We start from the raw sequence: 15,602 nt of genomic DNA on the forward strand, positions 1-15,602 counted from the left end.
CACCCTACTCAAGCGTCTCCCAAGCGATGACTTCCCGACACACATCCGGTTACAGGGACGTGGCGGGCATTCCTACTTGCTTGCGAGGGTTCGCCGATGTCTACCGCTTCCAGCCTTGCCCAGGCACTGCCGGCTGTTGCGCCGGAATCTCTGTACCAGTTCGAGGATTCAGCCTTGCTGCTGCGCCAGCAGCAACAGGAGTCCAATGCCCGCAGCTACCCACGTCGCATTCCGCTGGCGCTCAAGCGCGCCCGGGGCATCCATGTCGAGGACGTCGAAGGCCGTCAGTTCATCGACTGCCTGGCCGGTGCCGGTACCCTGGCGCTGGGGCACAATCACCCGGTTGTGGTCGAAGCGATCCAGCGCGTGCTGGCCGATGAGCTGCCGCTGCACACCCTCGACCTGACCACGCCGGTCAAGGATCGCTTCGTTCAGGACCTGTTTGCGGTACTGCCCGAGGCATTGCGTCGCGAGGCGAAGATCCAGTTCTGCGGGCCGACTGGCACCGATGCGGTGGAAGCTGCGTTGAAGCTGGTGCGTACCGCCACCGGGCGCAGCACGGTGCTGGCTTTCCAGGGGGCGTACCACGGCATGACCCAGGGCGCCCTGAGCCTGATGGGCAGCCTGGGGCCGAAAAAGCCCCTGGGTGCACTGCTCAACAGCGGCGTGCAGTTCATGCCCTATCCCTATGACTACCGCTGCCCGTTCGGTTTGGGCGGCGAGGCGGGGGTGCGTGCCAACCTGCATTACCTGGAAAACCTGCTGCTCGACCCGGAGGCCGGGGTACAGCTGCCGGCGGCGGTGATTCTTGAGGTGGTGCAGGGCGAGGGCGGTGTGATTCCGGCCGATATCGAGTGGCTGCGCGGTGTGCGCCGTATCACCGAGCAGGCTGGGGTGGCGCTGATCGTCGACGAGATCCAGAGCGGCTTCGCCCGCACCGGGCGTATGTTCGCCTTCGAGCATGCGGGCATCGTGCCAGACGTGGTGACCCTGTCCAAAGCCATTGGCGGCAGCCTGCCGCTGGCGGTAGTGGTCTACCGTGAGTGGCTCGACACCTGGGCGCCTGGGGCTCACGCCGGGACCTTCCGTGGCAACCAGATGGCCATGGCCGCAGGATCGGCGGTGATCAATTACCTGGTGGAGCATCGCCTGGACGAACACGCCGCCGCCATGGGCCAGCGCCTGCGCGGCCATCTGCAGCACCTGCAGCGTGACTACCCGCACCTGGGCGATATTCGCGGCCGAGGCTTGATGCTGGGGGTCGAGTTGATCGATCCGGACGGTGCGCTGGATGCCCTCGGCCACCCGGCGGCCTCACGCAGCCTGGCACCGAAGGTTCAGCGCGAGTGCCTCAAGCGCGGCCTGATTCTCGAACTGGGTGGCCGGCATGGCGCTGTAGTGCGTTTCCTGCCGCCGCTGATCATCAGCGCCGAGCAGATCGACGAAGTGGCCGACCGCTTCGCCCGTGCCGTCCAGGCTGCAGTGGCCGGCGACTGATCCAGACCTGCGGGGGCTGCGCACTACAGCCCCCGCTTTTTTATGCTGCGCTGGCGTTACGCGCCGCGGCTTTTGGTTGCAGCAGGGCGAACAGGTCCTTCGGGTTCTCGAGCTCGGGCACCAGGGCAATGTCGTGGCCGATATCCAGCGCCTTGGCCACATCCAGCACATAGCGCAGCGCCGAGTAGTCCTCCAGGGCAAAGCCCACCGAATCGAACAGGGTCACCTGCGCGGCGTTCTCGCGACCGGCAGCGATCCCTTCGACCACCTGCCAGAATTCTGTGGTCGGCGAATCCGCCGGCATCTGCTGGATTTCACCCTCGATGCGGCTCTGCGGTTCGTACTCGACGATCACCCGTGCGCGCTCGACGATCTCGCGGTGCAGTTCGGTCTTGCCCGGGCAGTCGCCGCCCACGGCGTTGAGGTGCATGCCCGGTTCGATCATTTCGGGGGTGAGAATGGTGGCATAGGCCTTGTCGGCAGTGACCGTGGTGACGATGTCGGCACCGCGTACCGCATCGGCCACGGATGCTGCGATGATCAGCTTGAGCTTGGGGTAGCCGGCCAGGTTGGCCGCGAGTTTCTGCGAGGCGGCGCGGTCGATGTCGAACAGGCGGATCTCTTCGATGCCCAGCAGGGTGTGGAAGGCGATGGCCTGGAACTCGCTTTGCGAACCGTTGCCGATCAGCGCCATGCTTCGGCTGTCCTTGCGTGCCAGGTAGCCTGCGGCCAGGGCCGAGGTGGCGGCGGTGCGAATAGCGGTGGTCAGGGTCATTTCGCTGAGCAGCACTGGGGCGCCGGTGCCGACATCGCCCAGCGCACCGAACGCCATTACGGTGAGCAGCCCGTTGTGGGTGTTCTTCGGGTGGCCGTTGACGTACTTGAAGGCGTACAGGCTGGCGTCGGACACCGGCATCAGTTCGATCACGCCATCGGGCGAGTGGTTGGCCAGGCGCGGGCACTTTTCGAAGTCGTGCCAGCGCAGGTAGTCGTCACGAATGTATTCAGCCATCTCCGCCAGGCAGGTGGGCAGACCCTTGCGGTTGACCAGGCGGGCGAGGTCTTGCACGTCGATATAGCGAGTCATGGAGTGCTCCTTTGGGGGCTCAGTGGCGCGAGGGAAGGTGGACTTCGGCGAGCATGCAGCGTGCGCTGCCCCCGCCAATGCGTTCGATGTGGTAGATATCGACCACCAGCGGATGACTGTGGCGCTCGACCTGGCGGCGTTGGCTGGCGTCCAGCGAGCGCCAGGCGTTGCGCGACATCACCAGCAGCGAGCGACCGCTGCGGTCGTGCACTTCGAGCATGTTGCCGGCGAAGCCCTCCAACTGGTCGAAACCCAGTGCCAGCACCTCCTTGCCGGTGTCGCGCAGGGAGTGTTCGAGGGTGCGGCGTTCGTCGGCGTGGGGCAGGGCGTCAAGGCAGGCCACAGCCAGGGTGCGGCCGACATTCATCATCACGTTGCTGTGGTAGATCGGTGCCTGCTGGCGATCGAGGGCGTGGAACAGGCACAGGCGGTAGCCGAGGCGTTCGGCGAACTGGCGCAGCGCCTGTTCGTGGGTGCGGCCGGAATGGCAGGCGTAGCTGATACGGTGCTCGCGATCCAGAACCATGCTGCCAGTGCCTTCGAGGAACAGATTCTGCTGTTCCAGTGGGCTCAGGTCGATGGTGCGTTCGATGGCGAAGCGTTCCTCGATCACCTGCAGCACACCCTTTTCGCGCTCCAGGCGACGGTTGTGACCTTCCATCGGGTAGAGCACCAGGCTGCCATCGGCATGGCTGCTCCACCAGTTGTTGGGGAAGATCGAATCGGGTGTGTGCGGTTCGGGCGTGTCCTGCACCACCAGAACCTCGACGCCGTGCTGGCGCAGGGTCTGCACATAGCCGTCGAACTCCTCGAGGGCTTTGCTGCTGGCGGCGTCAGGGTCCAGCGGTGCGCTCTGGAAGCGGTTGGTCAGGGCGGTGTCGGGGTTGAAGGCGAACCGCGCCGGGCGAATCATGAGGACGGTATTTGTTGTTTGCATTGGGCACGCATCCACAGGTGGCTGTGTGTCCATTTTCCGGTGCGGAAGTAGGAAAAGCCTGCTGAACGGCAGGTGACGGGCAGCGGCTCCAGCTGAAATGGTGGGCGTTGCAGCGGAATCGGCTGCGCTGCCCTGGCTCAGCCTGCGGCCGTCGAGCGCAGCCGCTTGTACAGTGTCGTACGGCTGATCCCCAGCGCCCGCGCCACCGAGGAAAGATTACCGTTGGCTTCGCGCAGCAGCGTGTTGAGGTCTTGCCCGGTGTCGGCCCGTTCGGGTGCAGGCAGGGGGGCCGAAGCTTCCACCAGGAACGCCGCTGGCAGGTGCTCTTCGCCGATGGCATCAGGCCCCGCCAACGCCAGGGCAACCTGCATCACGGTCACCAGCTCGCGCAGGTTTCCCGGCCAGGGGTGCTGCTCGAACAGCGCCAGCATCCGTGGCGACAAGTGTTGTACCTGTCCGGGTTCGCGGTAACGTGCATGCACCTGCTCGATCAGCGCCCGCCGATCGCTGCGCTCGCGCAACGGGGGCAGTACCAGTGCCAGCCCGGCGATGCGGTAGTAGAGGTCCTGGCGAAATCGCCCGGCGCGGACTTCGGCAGCCAGGTCGAGGTTGCTCGCCGAGACCACGCGAATGTCCACCGCCACCGGCTCACCACTGCCCAGCGGCTGGATGCAGCGCGACTGCAGCACACGCAGCAGTCGGGCCTGGGTTGGAAGGGGCATGTCGCCAATTTCGTCGAGAAACAGGATGCCGCCGTCAGCCTTGCGGATCAGCCCGGTGTTGCCTTTGTGGTGGGCACCGGTGAAGGCGCCTTTCTCGTAGCCGAACAGCTCCGACTCCACCAGTTCTGCCGGGATCGCTGCGCAGTTCACCGCGATCAACGGCTGGCCGACGCGGCTGCTGGCCTGATGCAGGGTATTGACGAAGACCTCCTTGCCAACGCCCGTCTCGCCCTGGATCAGCACCGGAATATCCTTCTCCAGCAGCAGGCCGGCCTGGGCCAGCGCCTTGCTCACGCGCGGGTCGCTGCTTGGCGGTGTGCTGCGCATGGGTTGATGCGGTGCGCGCCACTGGCAGTGGAAACGGTGGCGACCGGCGACTTGCAGGGCGAAGGCGCTCTCCTGAGGGTGGGCGAGGATCTGTTTGAGCGAGGTCTGGAACAGCTGTTCGAGCGTGCATTGCCGCGGATCCTGGCCCAGCAGGCTGTCTGCGCGATGATTGGCTGCCAGCACCCGGCCACGTTCGTCGAACAGCAGCAAGCCGGCCCAGGGGCTGTCGAGGTTGTCGGGTGCGGTATTGAACACCAGTTGCCCGTGCCGGTCGCCGTGGGCGGCGAGGATCAGGCGGTTCTCCAGGCTCTGGCCCATCATGCGCACCAGGCCAAGGGTCTGGGCGACGGGCAGGTAGCCATCGCTGGAGACATCCAGTACGCCCACCAGGCGGCGCTCGGCATCGAACAGGGGCGCGGCAGCACTGGCCATGTAGCGGTTCTGGCGCAGGAAATGTTCGTCCTGGCCGACGTGGATGGCCTCACCGCAGGCCAATGCCGTGCCCAGCGCGTTGGTGCCCACGCCGCGCTCCTGCCAGTGTGCACCGGGTGTGAAACCGTGCTGCTGGCGCGGTTCGACGAAGCGCCGCGTGCCCCAGGCGTCGAGCAGGCAGCCTCCGGCGTCGGCGAGCATCACCAGGTAGCTGGAATTGCCCAGCAGGTGTGTGTACTGCGGCAGCACGGCGTCGCGGGTCAGTTGCAGCAGGGCCTGGCGGTGCTCGAGCAGTTCGCTCAGTTGCGCGCCGGTCAGGCAGTCGAAATCCGGCGCGCTGTGCGGTTGCAGGCCGTATTCGCGGCAGCGGGCCCAGGAGGCCTGGATCAGGTGGGCGTGGGTCGGGGTATCAGCGGCCATGGGCCTGTCCCTGTGTGATTGTTGTTGTCGACGACCGCCCTTGAGTGTCGTTCACAACTGTTCATTGTCAATGCCGTGGTTGTTCAACTGTCCAGCGAAACTGTTCATTTGTGTTCGCAGGCGAACAGGGCGCTGCTGCGTGGAGCCGGTGCCAGAGCGTTCGGCGGTTTCTGGCACGGTTCTGGCTCCGTTCGGCGGACAACAATCACAAGAAGGCTACGCCATGACCCTGGTGCTGGAGCAGGTCAGCCGCCACGTCGATAACCAGGCCTGGATCGCCGAGGCCAGTCTGCGTTTCGAGCCGGGCTCGTTCAATGTGTTGCTTGGCCGTACCTTGTCTGGCAAGACCAGCCTGATGCGCCTGATGGCCGGCCTGGATCGGCCGGACAGCGGGCGGGTGCTGATGGACGGCGAGGACGTTACCGGGCGCCCGGTGCGTGAACGCAATGTGTCGATGGTCTATCAGCAGTTCATCAATTACCCCACCCTCAGCGTGTTCGAGAACATCGCCTCACCGCTGCGCCAGGCGCGCCTGCCAGAGGCGCAGATTCGCCAGCGGGTGTGCCAGACCGCCGAGATGTTGCGTATCGAAGCCTACCTGCAGCGCTTGCCGCTGGAGCTCTCCGGTGGCCAGCAGCAGCGCACGGCAATGGCTCGCGCGCTGGTCAAGGACGCTTCGCTGATCCTCTTCGACGAGCCGCTGGTCAACCTCGACTACAAGCTGCGTGAAGGGCTGCGCCAGGAGCTGCGCGCGCTGTTCGCCGAACGCAACTGCATCGCCGTGTACGCCACCACCGAGCCGAACGAAGCCTTGGCCCTGGGTGGCACCACCACCATCCTCCACGAAGGCCGGCTGCTGCAGAGCGGCCCGACCGCCGAGGTCTACCACAAGCCTTGCAACGTGCTGGCTGCCGAGCTGTTCTCGGAGCCGCCGATCAACCTGGTCAGCGGGCGGGTCGCGGGCAACGAGGTCAGCCTGGCCGGTGCGGTGCACTTCGCCCGTACCGACGATCTGCGCGCCCTGGCCGATGGCGACTACCGCTTCGGTGTGCGCCCCAGTCACATCACCCTGGTGCCCTCCCATGACGACGACCTCGAGCTGACCGTGCTGGTCGAGCTGGCTGAGATCAGCGGCTCGGAGACCTTCCTGCATGTGCGCAACGAGCACTGGCGGATGATCCTGCACCTGCCGGGGGTGCACGAGTATCAGGTGGACACCCAGGTCCCGGTGTTCATCCCCACCCACAAGCTGTTCGTCTTCGACAGCACCGGTCAACTGGTACAGGCCCCCGGCCTGCGTCAGGGGAGGCGCCGCTGATGGCCGAGATCCGCTTGCATCGCCTGGCCCACAGCTACAGCCGCCAGCCCTCCGGCGCTGGCGACTATGCCTTGCACGAACTCGAGCATGTCTGGGAGCAGGGCGGGGCCTACGCCTTGCTCGGACCGTCCGGCTGCGGCAAGTCGACCTTGCTCAACATCATTTCCGGCCTGCTCAGTCCGTCCCAGGGCGAGGTTCAGTTCGACGGTCAACCGGTCAATGCGCTGTCGCCGCAGCAGCGCAACATTGCCCAGGTGTTCCAGTTCCCGGTGGTGTACGACACCATGAGCGTATTCGACAACCTGGCCTTCCCCCTGCGTAACCAGGGCCTGGATGAGCAGCGGGTGAGGGCGCGCGTCGAAGAGATCGCCGAGGTGCTCGACCTGGGGGCGGTGCTGAAGAAAAAGGCGCGCAACCTGAGCGCCGACGAAAAGCAGAAGGTTTCGATGGGCCGCGGCCTGGTGCGCGACGATGTGTCGGCGATCCTTTTCGACGAGCCGCTGACGGTGATCGACCCGCACTTGAAGTGGAAGCTGCGGCGCAAGCTCAAGCAGATTCACGAGCAGTTCAACATCACCATGATCTATGTCACTCACGATCAACTGGAGGCATCGACCTTCGCTGACAAGATCGCGGTGATGCACGGTGGGCGCATTGTCCAGTTCGGCACCCCGCGCGAATTGTTCGAGCGTCCGCGCCATACCTTCGTGGGCTACTTCATTGGCAGCCCCGGGATGAATCTGATCGAAGTGCGTGCCGAAGCCGATGGCGTGAGTTTCGGCGGTCTGCACCTGCCATTGCCGGATGGCCTGCGCGAGCGCCTCGCCGAGCAACCGCGCGAGCGCTTGCAGGTGGGGATTCGCCCGGAGTTCGTGCAGGTCTGGGACCGTCCGATCGATGATGCCTTCGAGGCCCAGGTCCTGGATATAGAAGACCTGGGCACCTACCGCATCCTCACCCTGGAGCTGGCTGGCGTCACCCTCAAGGCTCGCATGGGTGAGGACCGTCCCCTGCCTGAAGGGCGCGCGTGGGTCAGCCTGCCAGCGCAATGGCTGATGCTCTATGTCGATGACCTGCTGCTGGAGGCCACGCCATGAACAAGGTGCCGAACAACAAGGCCTGGTGGCTGGTGCTGCCGGTGTTCCTGCTGGTGGCCTTCAGCGCCGTGGTGCCGATGATGACGGTGGTCAATTACTCGGTGCAGGACATCTTCGACGCCTCCAACCGCTATTTCGTTGGCGCCGACTGGTACCGCCAGGTGTTGCGCGACCCCGCGCTGCACGATGCACTGCTGCGTCAGTTCATCTATTCGGGCTGCGTGCTGCTGATCGAGATCCCGCTGGGGATCGCCATTGCCCTGACCATGCCGACCAAGGGGCGCATGGCCTCGGTGTGCCTGATCATCATGGCCATTCCGCTGCTGATCCCGTGGAACGTGGTCGGCACCATCTGGCAGATCTTCGGCCGCGCCGATATCGGGCTGCTTGGCGCCACCCTGGCCAAGCTTGGGGTCAGCTACAACTATGCAGGCGATCCGCTGGATGCCTGGGTCACCGTGCTGGTGATGGATGTCTGGCACTGGACCTCACTGGTGGCACTGCTGTGCTACTCGGGGTTGCGTGCCATTCCCGATGTGTATTACCAGGCTGCACGCATCGATCGCGCCTCGGGTTGGGCGGTGTTTCGCCATATCCAGCTGCCGAAGCTCAAGAGCGTGCTGCTGATCGCGGTGATGCTGCGCTTCATGGACAGCTTCATGATCTATACCGAGCCTTTCGTGCTCACCGGTGGCGGGCCGGGCAACGCCACCACGTTCCTCAGCCAGACCCTCACGCGCATGGCGGTAGGACAGTTCGACCTGGGGCCGGCGGCGGCGTTCTCGCTGGTGTACTTCCTGATCATCCTGCTGGTGTCGTGGCTGTTCTATACCGCCATGACCCACGCCGACAAGGATTAGGCCATGACCTTGCGCAAAGCGGTGCCGCTGCTGCTGTACTTCTTCTTCCTGCTGGTGCCGATCTACTGGCTGTTGAACATGTCGTTCAAGAGCAACACCGAGATCCTGGGCGGGCTGACCCTGTGGCCGCAGGCGTTCACCTTTGACAACTATCGGGTCATTTTCACCGACCCGAGCTGGTACAGCGGCTACCTCAACTCGCTGTACTACGTGTGCCTGAACACGGTGATCTCACTGGCGGTGGCCTTGCCGGCCGCGTATGCCTTCTCGCGCTATCGCTTTCTCGGTGATCGCCATTTGTTCTTCTGGCTGCTGACCAACCGCATGGCGCCACCGGCGGTGTTCCTGCTGCCGTTCTTCCAGCTGTATTCGTCCATCGGCCTGTTCGACACCCACATTGCCGTGGCCCTGGCCCACTGCTTGTTCAACGTGCCACTGGCGGTATGGATCCTGGAGGGTTTCATGTCGGGGGTGCCGAAAGAGATCGATGAAACCGCCTACATCGATGGTTACAGCTTCCCGCGCTTCTTCGTGAAGATCTTCATACCGCTGATTGGCTCCGGGATCGGCGTGACGGCCTTCTTCTGCTTCATGTTCTCGTGGGTCGAGCTGCTGCTGGCGCGAACCCTGACATCGGTGAGCGCCAAGCCGATCGCGGCGGTGATGACCCGTACCGTGTCGGCCTCGGGTATCGACTGGGGGGTGTTGGCTGCGGCCGGGGTGCTGACCATCCTGCCTGGCATGCTGGTGATCTGGTTTGTCCGCAACCATGTGGCCAAGGGCTTTGCCCTGGGTCGGGTATAGGAGGGCGCAACGATGGAGTGGATGGCCTGGACCTTGCCCACGGCGCTGTTCTTTGTCGCCGTCGGTGTGCTGCTGTCGTGCATGACAGTGTTCGAGCTGCGTCGCCCCTGCGTGGAGCGGCGCGGTTTTCTGCCGCTCGTCACCAGCCGTGGCGATCGGTTGTTCATCGGCCTGCTGGCCAGTGCCTACCTGCACCTTGCGGTGATCGGCGCCAGCGACTGGCCGCTGTGGGTGGCCTCGCTGCTGTCGCTGGCCTGGCTCGTGGTGGTGCTGCGCTGGGGTTAGCCCGGGGCGGCGGATCATTTCAATCGGGAGATCACAATGTTCGATAACGACAACAAGCGGCGACATTTGACTCTGGCCGCGGCGCTGCTGCTCGGCGGCCTGCAGGGCACGGCGTGGGCCGATCAGTACGAGGACGCGGCGAAAAAATGGATCGGCAGCGAGTTCAAGCCCTCCACCTTGAGTGCCGAGCAGCAGATGGCGGAGCTCAAGTGGTTCATCAAGGCCGCCGAACCGTTTCGTGGGATGAAGATCAACGTGGTGTCGGAAACCCTCACCACCCATGAGTATGAATCCAAGGTCCTGGCCAAGGCATTCAGCGAGATCACCGGCATCCAGCTCACCCACGACCTGTTGCAGGAAGGCGATGTGGTGGAGAAGCTGCAGACGCAGATGCAGTCGGACAAGAACATCTACGACGGCTGGGTCAACGATTCCGACCTGATCGGCACGCACTTTCGCTATGGCAAGGTGCAGTCGATCACTGACCTGATGGCCAACGAAGGCAAGGACTACACCTCGCCTACGCTCGACCTGAAAGACTTTATCGGCATTTCCTTCACCACCGCGCCAGACGGCAAGGTCTACCAGTTGCCTGACCAGCAGTTCGCCAACCTTTACTGGTTCCGCGCCGACTGGTTCGAACGCCCTGACCTGAAGGCCAAGTTCAAGGAAAAGTACGGCTACGAGCTGGGCGTGCCAGTGAACTGGTCGGCCTATGAAGACATTGCCAAGTTCTTCACCGAGGACGTCAAGGAGATCGATGGCAAGCGTGTCTACGGCCATATGGACTACGGCAAGAAAGATCCCTCGCTCGGCTGGCGTTTCACTGATGCCTGGTTCTCCATGGCCGGCGGCGGCGACAAGGGCCTGCCCAATGGCTTGCCGGTGGACGAGTGGGGCATTCGCGTCGAGGACTGCCACCCCGTTGGCTCCAGCGTCACCCGTGGTGGCGATACCAACGGCCCGGCAGCGGTGTTCGCGACGCAGAAGTACGTGGACTGGATGCGCGCCTATGCGCCGAAGGAAGCGCAGGGCATGACCTTCTCCGAGTCAGGCCCGGTGCCGGCCCAGGGCAATATCGCCCAGCAGATCTTCTGGTACACCGCCTTCACCGCCGATATGGTCAAGCCCGGGTTGCCGGTGGTCAACGCCGATGGCACGCCGAAGTGGCGCATGGCGCCGTCGCCGAAGGGGCCGTATTGGGAGGAGGGCATGAAATTGGGTTACCAGGACACCGGTTCCTGGACCTTCTTCAAGTCCACCCCGGAAAAGCAGCGTCTCGCGGCATGGCTGTACGCGCAGTTCGTGACCTCGAAAACCGTGTCGCTGAAGAAGACCATCGTCGGTCTGACGCCGATCCGCGAATCGGACATCAACTCCCAGGCCATGACCGAGATGGCGCCCAAGCTGGGTGGGCTGGTGGAGTTCTATCGCAGCCCGGCACGGGTGCAGTGGACCCCGACCGGCACCAACGTGCCTGACTATCCGCGCCTGGCGCAGCTGTGGTGGAGTCATATCGCCGAGGTGGCCAGTGGCGAGAAGACCCCGCAGGAGGCCCTCGACGGCCTGGCCCGTGACCAGGACCGCATGATGGAGCGGCTGCAGCGTTCCAATGCCCAGGCCACCTGTGCGCCCAAGCTCAACCCAGAGCGTGATGCGCAGTACTGGTTCGACCAGCCAGGTGCGCCGAAACCGAAGCTGGCCAACGAAAAGCCCAAGGGCGAGACGGTCAGCTACAACGAGCTGCTCAAGTCGTGGGAGGAGGCGCGCAAGTGATCAGTTGCCGAGCGTACTGACCTCTACGCAGGCAGCCCTGCGCTCCCGCAATAGCGTCGGTAGATTCACCGCTTGATGAAAAACGGCACCCTTGGGGTGCCGTTTTTCATTGCTGTGTGCCGAGAACGATTACTTGTGCAGTTCTTCAGCCGCATACAGGGTGTTCTCCAGCAGGCACGCACGGGTCATGGGCCCGACGCCACCGGGAACCGGCGTGATCCAGCCGGCGCGGGGCAGGGCGGTCTCGTAGACCACATCGCCCACCAGCTTGCCGTCTTCCTGGCGGTTGATGCCCACGTCGATGACGATGGCGCCTTCCTTGACCCACTCACCCTTGACCAGGCCCGGTTTGCCGGCCGCTACCACCAGCAGATCGGCGCGGCCGACGTGGCCGGCCAGGTCCTTGGTGAAGCGGTGGCAGACGGTGACGGTGCAACCGGCCAGCAGCAGTTCCATGGCCATCGGGCGACCGACGATGTTGGAGGCGCCGACGATCACCGCGTTCATGCCGTACAGGTCTTGCCCGGTGCTCTCCAGCAGGGTGATGATGCCCTTCGGGGTGCATGGGCGCAGCAGCGGGATGCGCTGGGCCAGGCGACCGATGTTGTAGGGGTGGAAACCATCGACGTCCTTGTCCGGACGAATGCGCTCGAGCAGCAGCGAAGCGTCCAGATGCGCTGGCAGCGGCAGTTGCAGCAGGATGCCATCGACGGCCGGGTCGTCGTTGAGACGGTCGATCAGCTCGGTCAGGGCTTGCTGCGTGGTGTCGCTGGGCAGGTCGAACGCCTGGGAGATGAAGCCGACTTCCTCACAGTCCTTGCGCTTGTGCGAAACGTAGACTTGGGAGGCCGGGTCGGTGCCGACCAGGATCACCGCCAGGCCTGGCGTGCGCAGGCCTTGCTGGCGGCGCTCGGCGACACGTTGGGCGATCTGCTTGCGCAGGTTGGCGGCGATCGCCTTGCCATCTATAAGGTGTGCAGTCATAGACGCGTGATTAACCATCGAGAAGGGAACAATAAAGAGGGCGCATTCTCGCACGAGCCGGGCCGAGGGCAAAGGCGCGTGGTCGGGCAAATCCCCTAACCCCTTAAATAATTTAAATTTTTTTGAAAAAAGTGTTGACGACCTTTCGGCTCGTCTATAACATTCGTCGCACTTGTCGGGCACAACCTAGCACTGGTTAGCAAAGTCAGGCAGAATGAGCGGATTTGCTAGCTCGTTCGGTAAGGCTGAAAATTGATTTGCAATCGTAATGGAAAGCAGATTGAATATGCGCCCGTAGCTCAGCTGGATAGAGCATCCGCCTTCTAAGCGGATGGTCGCAGGTTCGAGTCCTGCCGGGTGCGCCATAAGGCAGCTTAGGCAAGCAAGTAGGTAACGTAACACCGCAATATGGTGGGCGTAGCTCAGTTGGTAGAGCGCTGGATTGTGATTCCAGTTGTCGTGGGTTCGATTCCCATCGTCCACCCCATATTCTTCGAAGGCGCCTTGATTGTATAATCAGGCGCCTTTGTTTTAAGCGCATCACGCGGACGTGGTGAAATTGGTAGACACACTGGATTTAGGTTCCAGCGGCGCAAGCTGTAAGAGTTCGAGTCTCTTCGTCCGCACCATCTTCTGTTTTCAATGCGCGCTCAAACGCATGAAAACCTCCTGAAAATGCCGCCTTGTGCGGCATTTTTCATTTCTGCAGCAAATTCCCAGGGCAGCGGAATTCTGGCGCATTCGTGTCAGTTCGCTGGCGGGATTTTTTCTGTTCATCATTCGGCATCACCTCCCAGTCCAGTGTTCATGCGGGTTGTGCCTCGGTGTTGGCGGCTGGTCGGATTCTTGCTTGGCGTTTGGCGTTGATGCGATTCCGCGAATAAAAGGAACGAACATGAAAGTCTGCAGCACGCATAGGGATAGTCTGTATTACGTGGTTGGCGCGGTCTTCAATGCGCTGGAAAAACGCCCGGTGGTTGCCGAGCTTGGCGTGCTGCGCGGCGAGAACGCCCTCAAGCTGCGCGCAGCCCTGACGCCAGAACGCATGGTGCTGGCCGACAGCTGGAGCAAGGAGTCGAACAAGGCTTACAGTCCATTCGATCAGTTGCCGCCCTGGGTCTCTCCGGTGGAGGACTACGAGTACTACTATGGTGGCTCGCTGCACGATGACGCGACCTGGGACCGCTTGTACGAAGAGTGCGTGTCCAAGTTCCTCGATATGCCCGAGGTCACGGTGATTCGCTCCGACACCATCGGTGCGATCGACAGGATCCGCGAGCGGACCGGCATCGAGCAGTTCGATTTCGTCTACGTGGATGCCAACCACCAGTACGAGTACGTCCTGCGCGACATGATGTATTACCAGGAAATGCTTGGTCCGGACGGCATCATGATGCTCAACGACTGCTGCTTCAGTGCCAATGGCACCAAGCAGAACCTGGGCGTGCTCGAAGCGCTCGGCAGCTTCATGAAGCGTTCGGACTTCATTCCGGTGGCGATGACCAATACCGATTGGTCTGATGTGATCCTGGTGCGCCGCAATTCCGTGCTGGTGCAGCTGTTCGACATGGCGCTGAGCAACTCCGACGTTCCTTACGTCGAGATCCCTCACCAACTGATCACCGCTGCACGCGTGGTCTATGGCGCGCAGCGTCACAACCTCAGCTTCGTCTGATTTCGATGTGGGGCAGGGGTGTACTGGCTGTTGTGGGTGCTCTTGTGCTCGCTGCGTGCCAGTCGCCGCGCGAAGCGCTGGAGCACAGGGCTGCCGAGTACGGTCGTGAGGTACAGGTGCTGGCGCTGGGAAGCTTTCCACTGCTGATCGTGGCGCCCGCGCGGATGCCCGCAGCCAACGTGCTGCGGGTTTATCTGGAGGGTGATGGCCATGCCTGGGTCACGCCCTCGCAGCCGAGTCTGGATCCTACGCCGCGGCAGACTCTGGTGGTCGACCTGGCGATGCAGGATCCGACACCTTCCTTATATATGGCCAGGCCCTGTCAGTTCGTCAGCGTCCCTGGATGCACGCCGGCGCTGTGGACCAGTCGGCGCTTCTCCCCTGAGGTGCTGGGCGCTCTTGGTCGGGCGCTCGATGACGTGAAGTCGCGTTATGGCAATCAGGGCTTCGAGCTGGTGGGCTACTCCGGCGGCGGAGCGCTTGCCTTGTTGCTGGCGGGTCGGCGTGAGGATGTGTGGCAGGTCCAGACCCTTGCCGGCAATCTGAGTCCGGCCGAATGGGCGCGAATGCTTGAGCTGACGCCGCTGGAAGGTTCGCTCGAGCCTTTACAGTATCGGGAACGCCTGGCGCGTATTCCCCAGCGCCATTTGCTGGGTGCCGAGGATCGCCAGATGCCTGCTGGCGTTGCGGCGTTTTATGCTCGGCAGTTGGGAGAGGCGCCTTGCCTCGAACTGGTTTCCCTGTCGGGTGTGACGCATGAGCGGGGTTGGCAACAGGCCTGGCCGAGCTGGCGGCAGCGGTCGCTGGCGTGTGCACCTGTCGAGCGGAAGGATTGAGGGGCTTGCCCTCTGGTGGCCACGCTATAAAAGCTGATAGATTTCAGCCGGTTGAAACACCGGTCGGTGACCGGCAGGGGAAATATCGATGATTGCCAAAGAAGCGCGCCAGGCGTTGGCGCTGCAGCGCTTTCGCGAAGCCAACCCGCAATTGCTCGAGGAGATCCGCGAGCTTGACGCGCGCGAGCAGGCCCAGCAGGTCGAGTGGGCGTTCGAGGATGCGGCTCAGGAGCAGGGTATCGAGCCCTGGGAGCTGGCCTTGCAGTTGATCGCCGAAAACCCGGAGCAATTGCAGGCCATGCGCCTGGAGACTCACCGCGAGGTGGCCGAGGCGCTGGGCATGTCTTGGGAAGAATATTGCCAGTTCAATGAAATCGACTCGCAGTAACGGGCCGATTCTGCAGTTGTAACTGTTTGACAGGTTTTTTCGGCATGCGCCTCAAAGATGGCGCGCAGCCCTTGAGTAACGAGGCCTGGCGCGTTTTTGCGCCGGCCTGTAAACGAAATCGACCGGCGTGGTTGTCCGTCGTCCCGAGTGGGGTGAC

At 63.2% G+C, this 15,602-nt stretch carries 14 protein-coding genes and 3 tRNA genes; 13 read left to right on the forward strand and 4 right to left on the reverse strand.

All coding sequences use genetic code 11. The features are described from left to right. Nucleotides 1-96 precede the first annotated feature (96 nt). Nucleotides 97-1,497 (forward strand): aspartate aminotransferase family protein, encoded by a 1,401-nt coding sequence (locus IAE40_RS12040; RefSeq protein WP_200603231.1) that lies wholly within the window; start codon nt 97-99, stop codon nt 1,495-1,497. Between the two features lie 40 nt (nt 1,498-1,537). On the opposite strand, the gene IAE40_RS12045 is transcribed toward IAE40_RS12040, so the two are convergent. The 3 genes from IAE40_RS12045 to IAE40_RS12055 all read right to left on the reverse strand — a co-directional run bounded on the left by IAE40_RS12045 (nt 1,538) and on the right by IAE40_RS12055 (nt 5,422). Then, the gene (locus IAE40_RS12045) at nt 1,538-2,584 is read right to left on the reverse strand and encodes an ornithine cyclodeaminase (protein ID WP_200603232.1); all 1,047 of its coding nucleotides are present in this window, start codon (nt 2,582-2,584) and stop codon (nt 1,538-1,540) included. A gap of 19 nt (nt 2,585-2,603) precedes the next feature. Further along, a complete protein-coding gene (gene ctlX, locus IAE40_RS12050; RefSeq protein ID WP_200603233.1) occupies nt 2,604-3,521 on the reverse strand; it encodes a citrulline utilization hydrolase CtlX in 918 nt (305 codons plus the stop codon). A 137-nt stretch (nt 3,522-3,658) separates the two neighbouring features. After that, a complete protein-coding gene (locus IAE40_RS12055; protein WP_200603234.1) occupies nt 3,659-5,422 on the reverse strand; it encodes a sigma-54-dependent Fis family transcriptional regulator in 1,764 nt (587 codons plus the stop codon). 223 nt (nt 5,423-5,645) lie between these two features. Between IAE40_RS12055 and IAE40_RS12060 the strand changes: the two genes are divergently transcribed. Genes IAE40_RS12060 through IAE40_RS12085 form a run of 6 tightly spaced genes read left to right on the forward strand, consistent with a single transcriptional unit; the run spans nt 5,646 to nt 11,562 of the window. Further along, entirely contained in the window at nt 5,646-6,740 is a 1,095-nt protein-coding gene (locus tag IAE40_RS12060) for an ABC transporter ATP-binding protein (protein WP_200603235.1), read from the forward strand. Then, entirely contained in the window at nt 6,740-7,837 is a 1,098-nt protein-coding gene (locus IAE40_RS12065; protein ID WP_125930344.1) for an ABC transporter ATP-binding protein, read from the forward strand. The genes IAE40_RS12060 and IAE40_RS12065 overlap by 1 nt, the downstream gene beginning before the upstream one ends. Beyond that, a complete protein-coding gene (locus IAE40_RS12070) occupies nt 7,834-8,697 on the forward strand; it encodes a carbohydrate ABC transporter permease (protein WP_054892398.1) in 864 nt (287 codons plus the stop codon). The genes IAE40_RS12065 and IAE40_RS12070 overlap by 4 nt, the downstream gene beginning before the upstream one ends. 3 nt (nt 8,698-8,700) lie before the next feature. Continuing rightward, nucleotides 8,701-9,501 (forward strand): carbohydrate ABC transporter permease, encoded by an 801-nt coding sequence (locus IAE40_RS12075; RefSeq protein ID WP_054892397.1) that lies wholly within the window; start codon nt 8,701-8,703, stop codon nt 9,499-9,501. 12 nt (nt 9,502-9,513) lie between these two features. Beyond that, a complete protein-coding gene (locus IAE40_RS12080) occupies nt 9,514-9,786 on the forward strand; it encodes a DUF2160 domain-containing protein (RefSeq protein WP_054892396.1) in 273 nt (90 codons plus the stop codon). Nucleotides 9,787-9,822: 36 nt separating this feature from the next. Then, entirely contained in the window at nt 9,823-11,562 is a 1,740-nt protein-coding gene (locus IAE40_RS12085; protein WP_054892395.1) for an ABC transporter substrate-binding protein, read from the forward strand. 129 nt (nt 11,563-11,691) lie between these two features. Here IAE40_RS12085 and folD read toward each other — a convergent pair whose 3' ends face one another. Beyond that, complete coding sequence (folD, locus tag IAE40_RS12090) at nt 11,692-12,546, reverse strand: bifunctional methylenetetrahydrofolate dehydrogenase/methenyltetrahydrofolate cyclohydrolase FolD (protein ID WP_054892394.1); 855 nt, start codon at nt 12,544-12,546, stop codon at nt 11,692-11,694. A gap of 288 nt (nt 12,547-12,834) precedes the next feature. Here folD and IAE40_RS12095 point away from each other — a divergent pair. The 6 genes from IAE40_RS12095 (at nt 12,835) to IAE40_RS12120 (ending at nt 15,445) form a co-directional block, all read left to right on the forward strand. Then, nucleotides 12,835-12,911 (forward strand) — tRNA-Arg (locus tag IAE40_RS12095). Between the two features lie 46 nt (nt 12,912-12,957). After that, a tRNA-His gene (locus IAE40_RS12100) sits at nt 12,958-13,033 on the forward strand. 57 nt (nt 13,034-13,090) lie between these two features. Continuing rightward, nucleotides 13,091-13,175: transfer RNA gene (locus IAE40_RS12105), tRNA-Leu, on the forward strand. 266 nt (nt 13,176-13,441) lie between these two features. Continuing rightward, nucleotides 13,442-14,221, forward strand: coding sequence for a class I SAM-dependent methyltransferase (locus IAE40_RS12110; protein WP_153772947.1), 780 nt, complete (start codon nt 13,442-13,444; stop codon nt 14,219-14,221). A gap of 5 nt (nt 14,222-14,226) precedes the next feature. Beyond that, the gene (locus IAE40_RS12115; protein WP_200603236.1) at nt 14,227-15,057 is read left to right on the forward strand and encodes an alpha/beta hydrolase; all 831 of its coding nucleotides are present in this window, start codon (nt 14,227-14,229) and stop codon (nt 15,055-15,057) included. Between the two features lie 88 nt (nt 15,058-15,145). After that, on the forward strand, nt 15,146-15,445 hold the full coding sequence (locus IAE40_RS12120) for a DUF6388 family protein (RefSeq protein ID WP_153772949.1): 300 nt from the start codon (nt 15,146-15,148) through the stop codon (nt 15,443-15,445). Nucleotides 15,446-15,602: the final 157 nt, after the last annotated feature.

This window comes from Pseudomonas sp. S44 (assembly GCF_016624805.1).
GTDB lineage: Bacteria > Pseudomonadota > Gammaproteobacteria > Pseudomonadales > Pseudomonadaceae > Aquipseudomonas > Aquipseudomonas machongensis.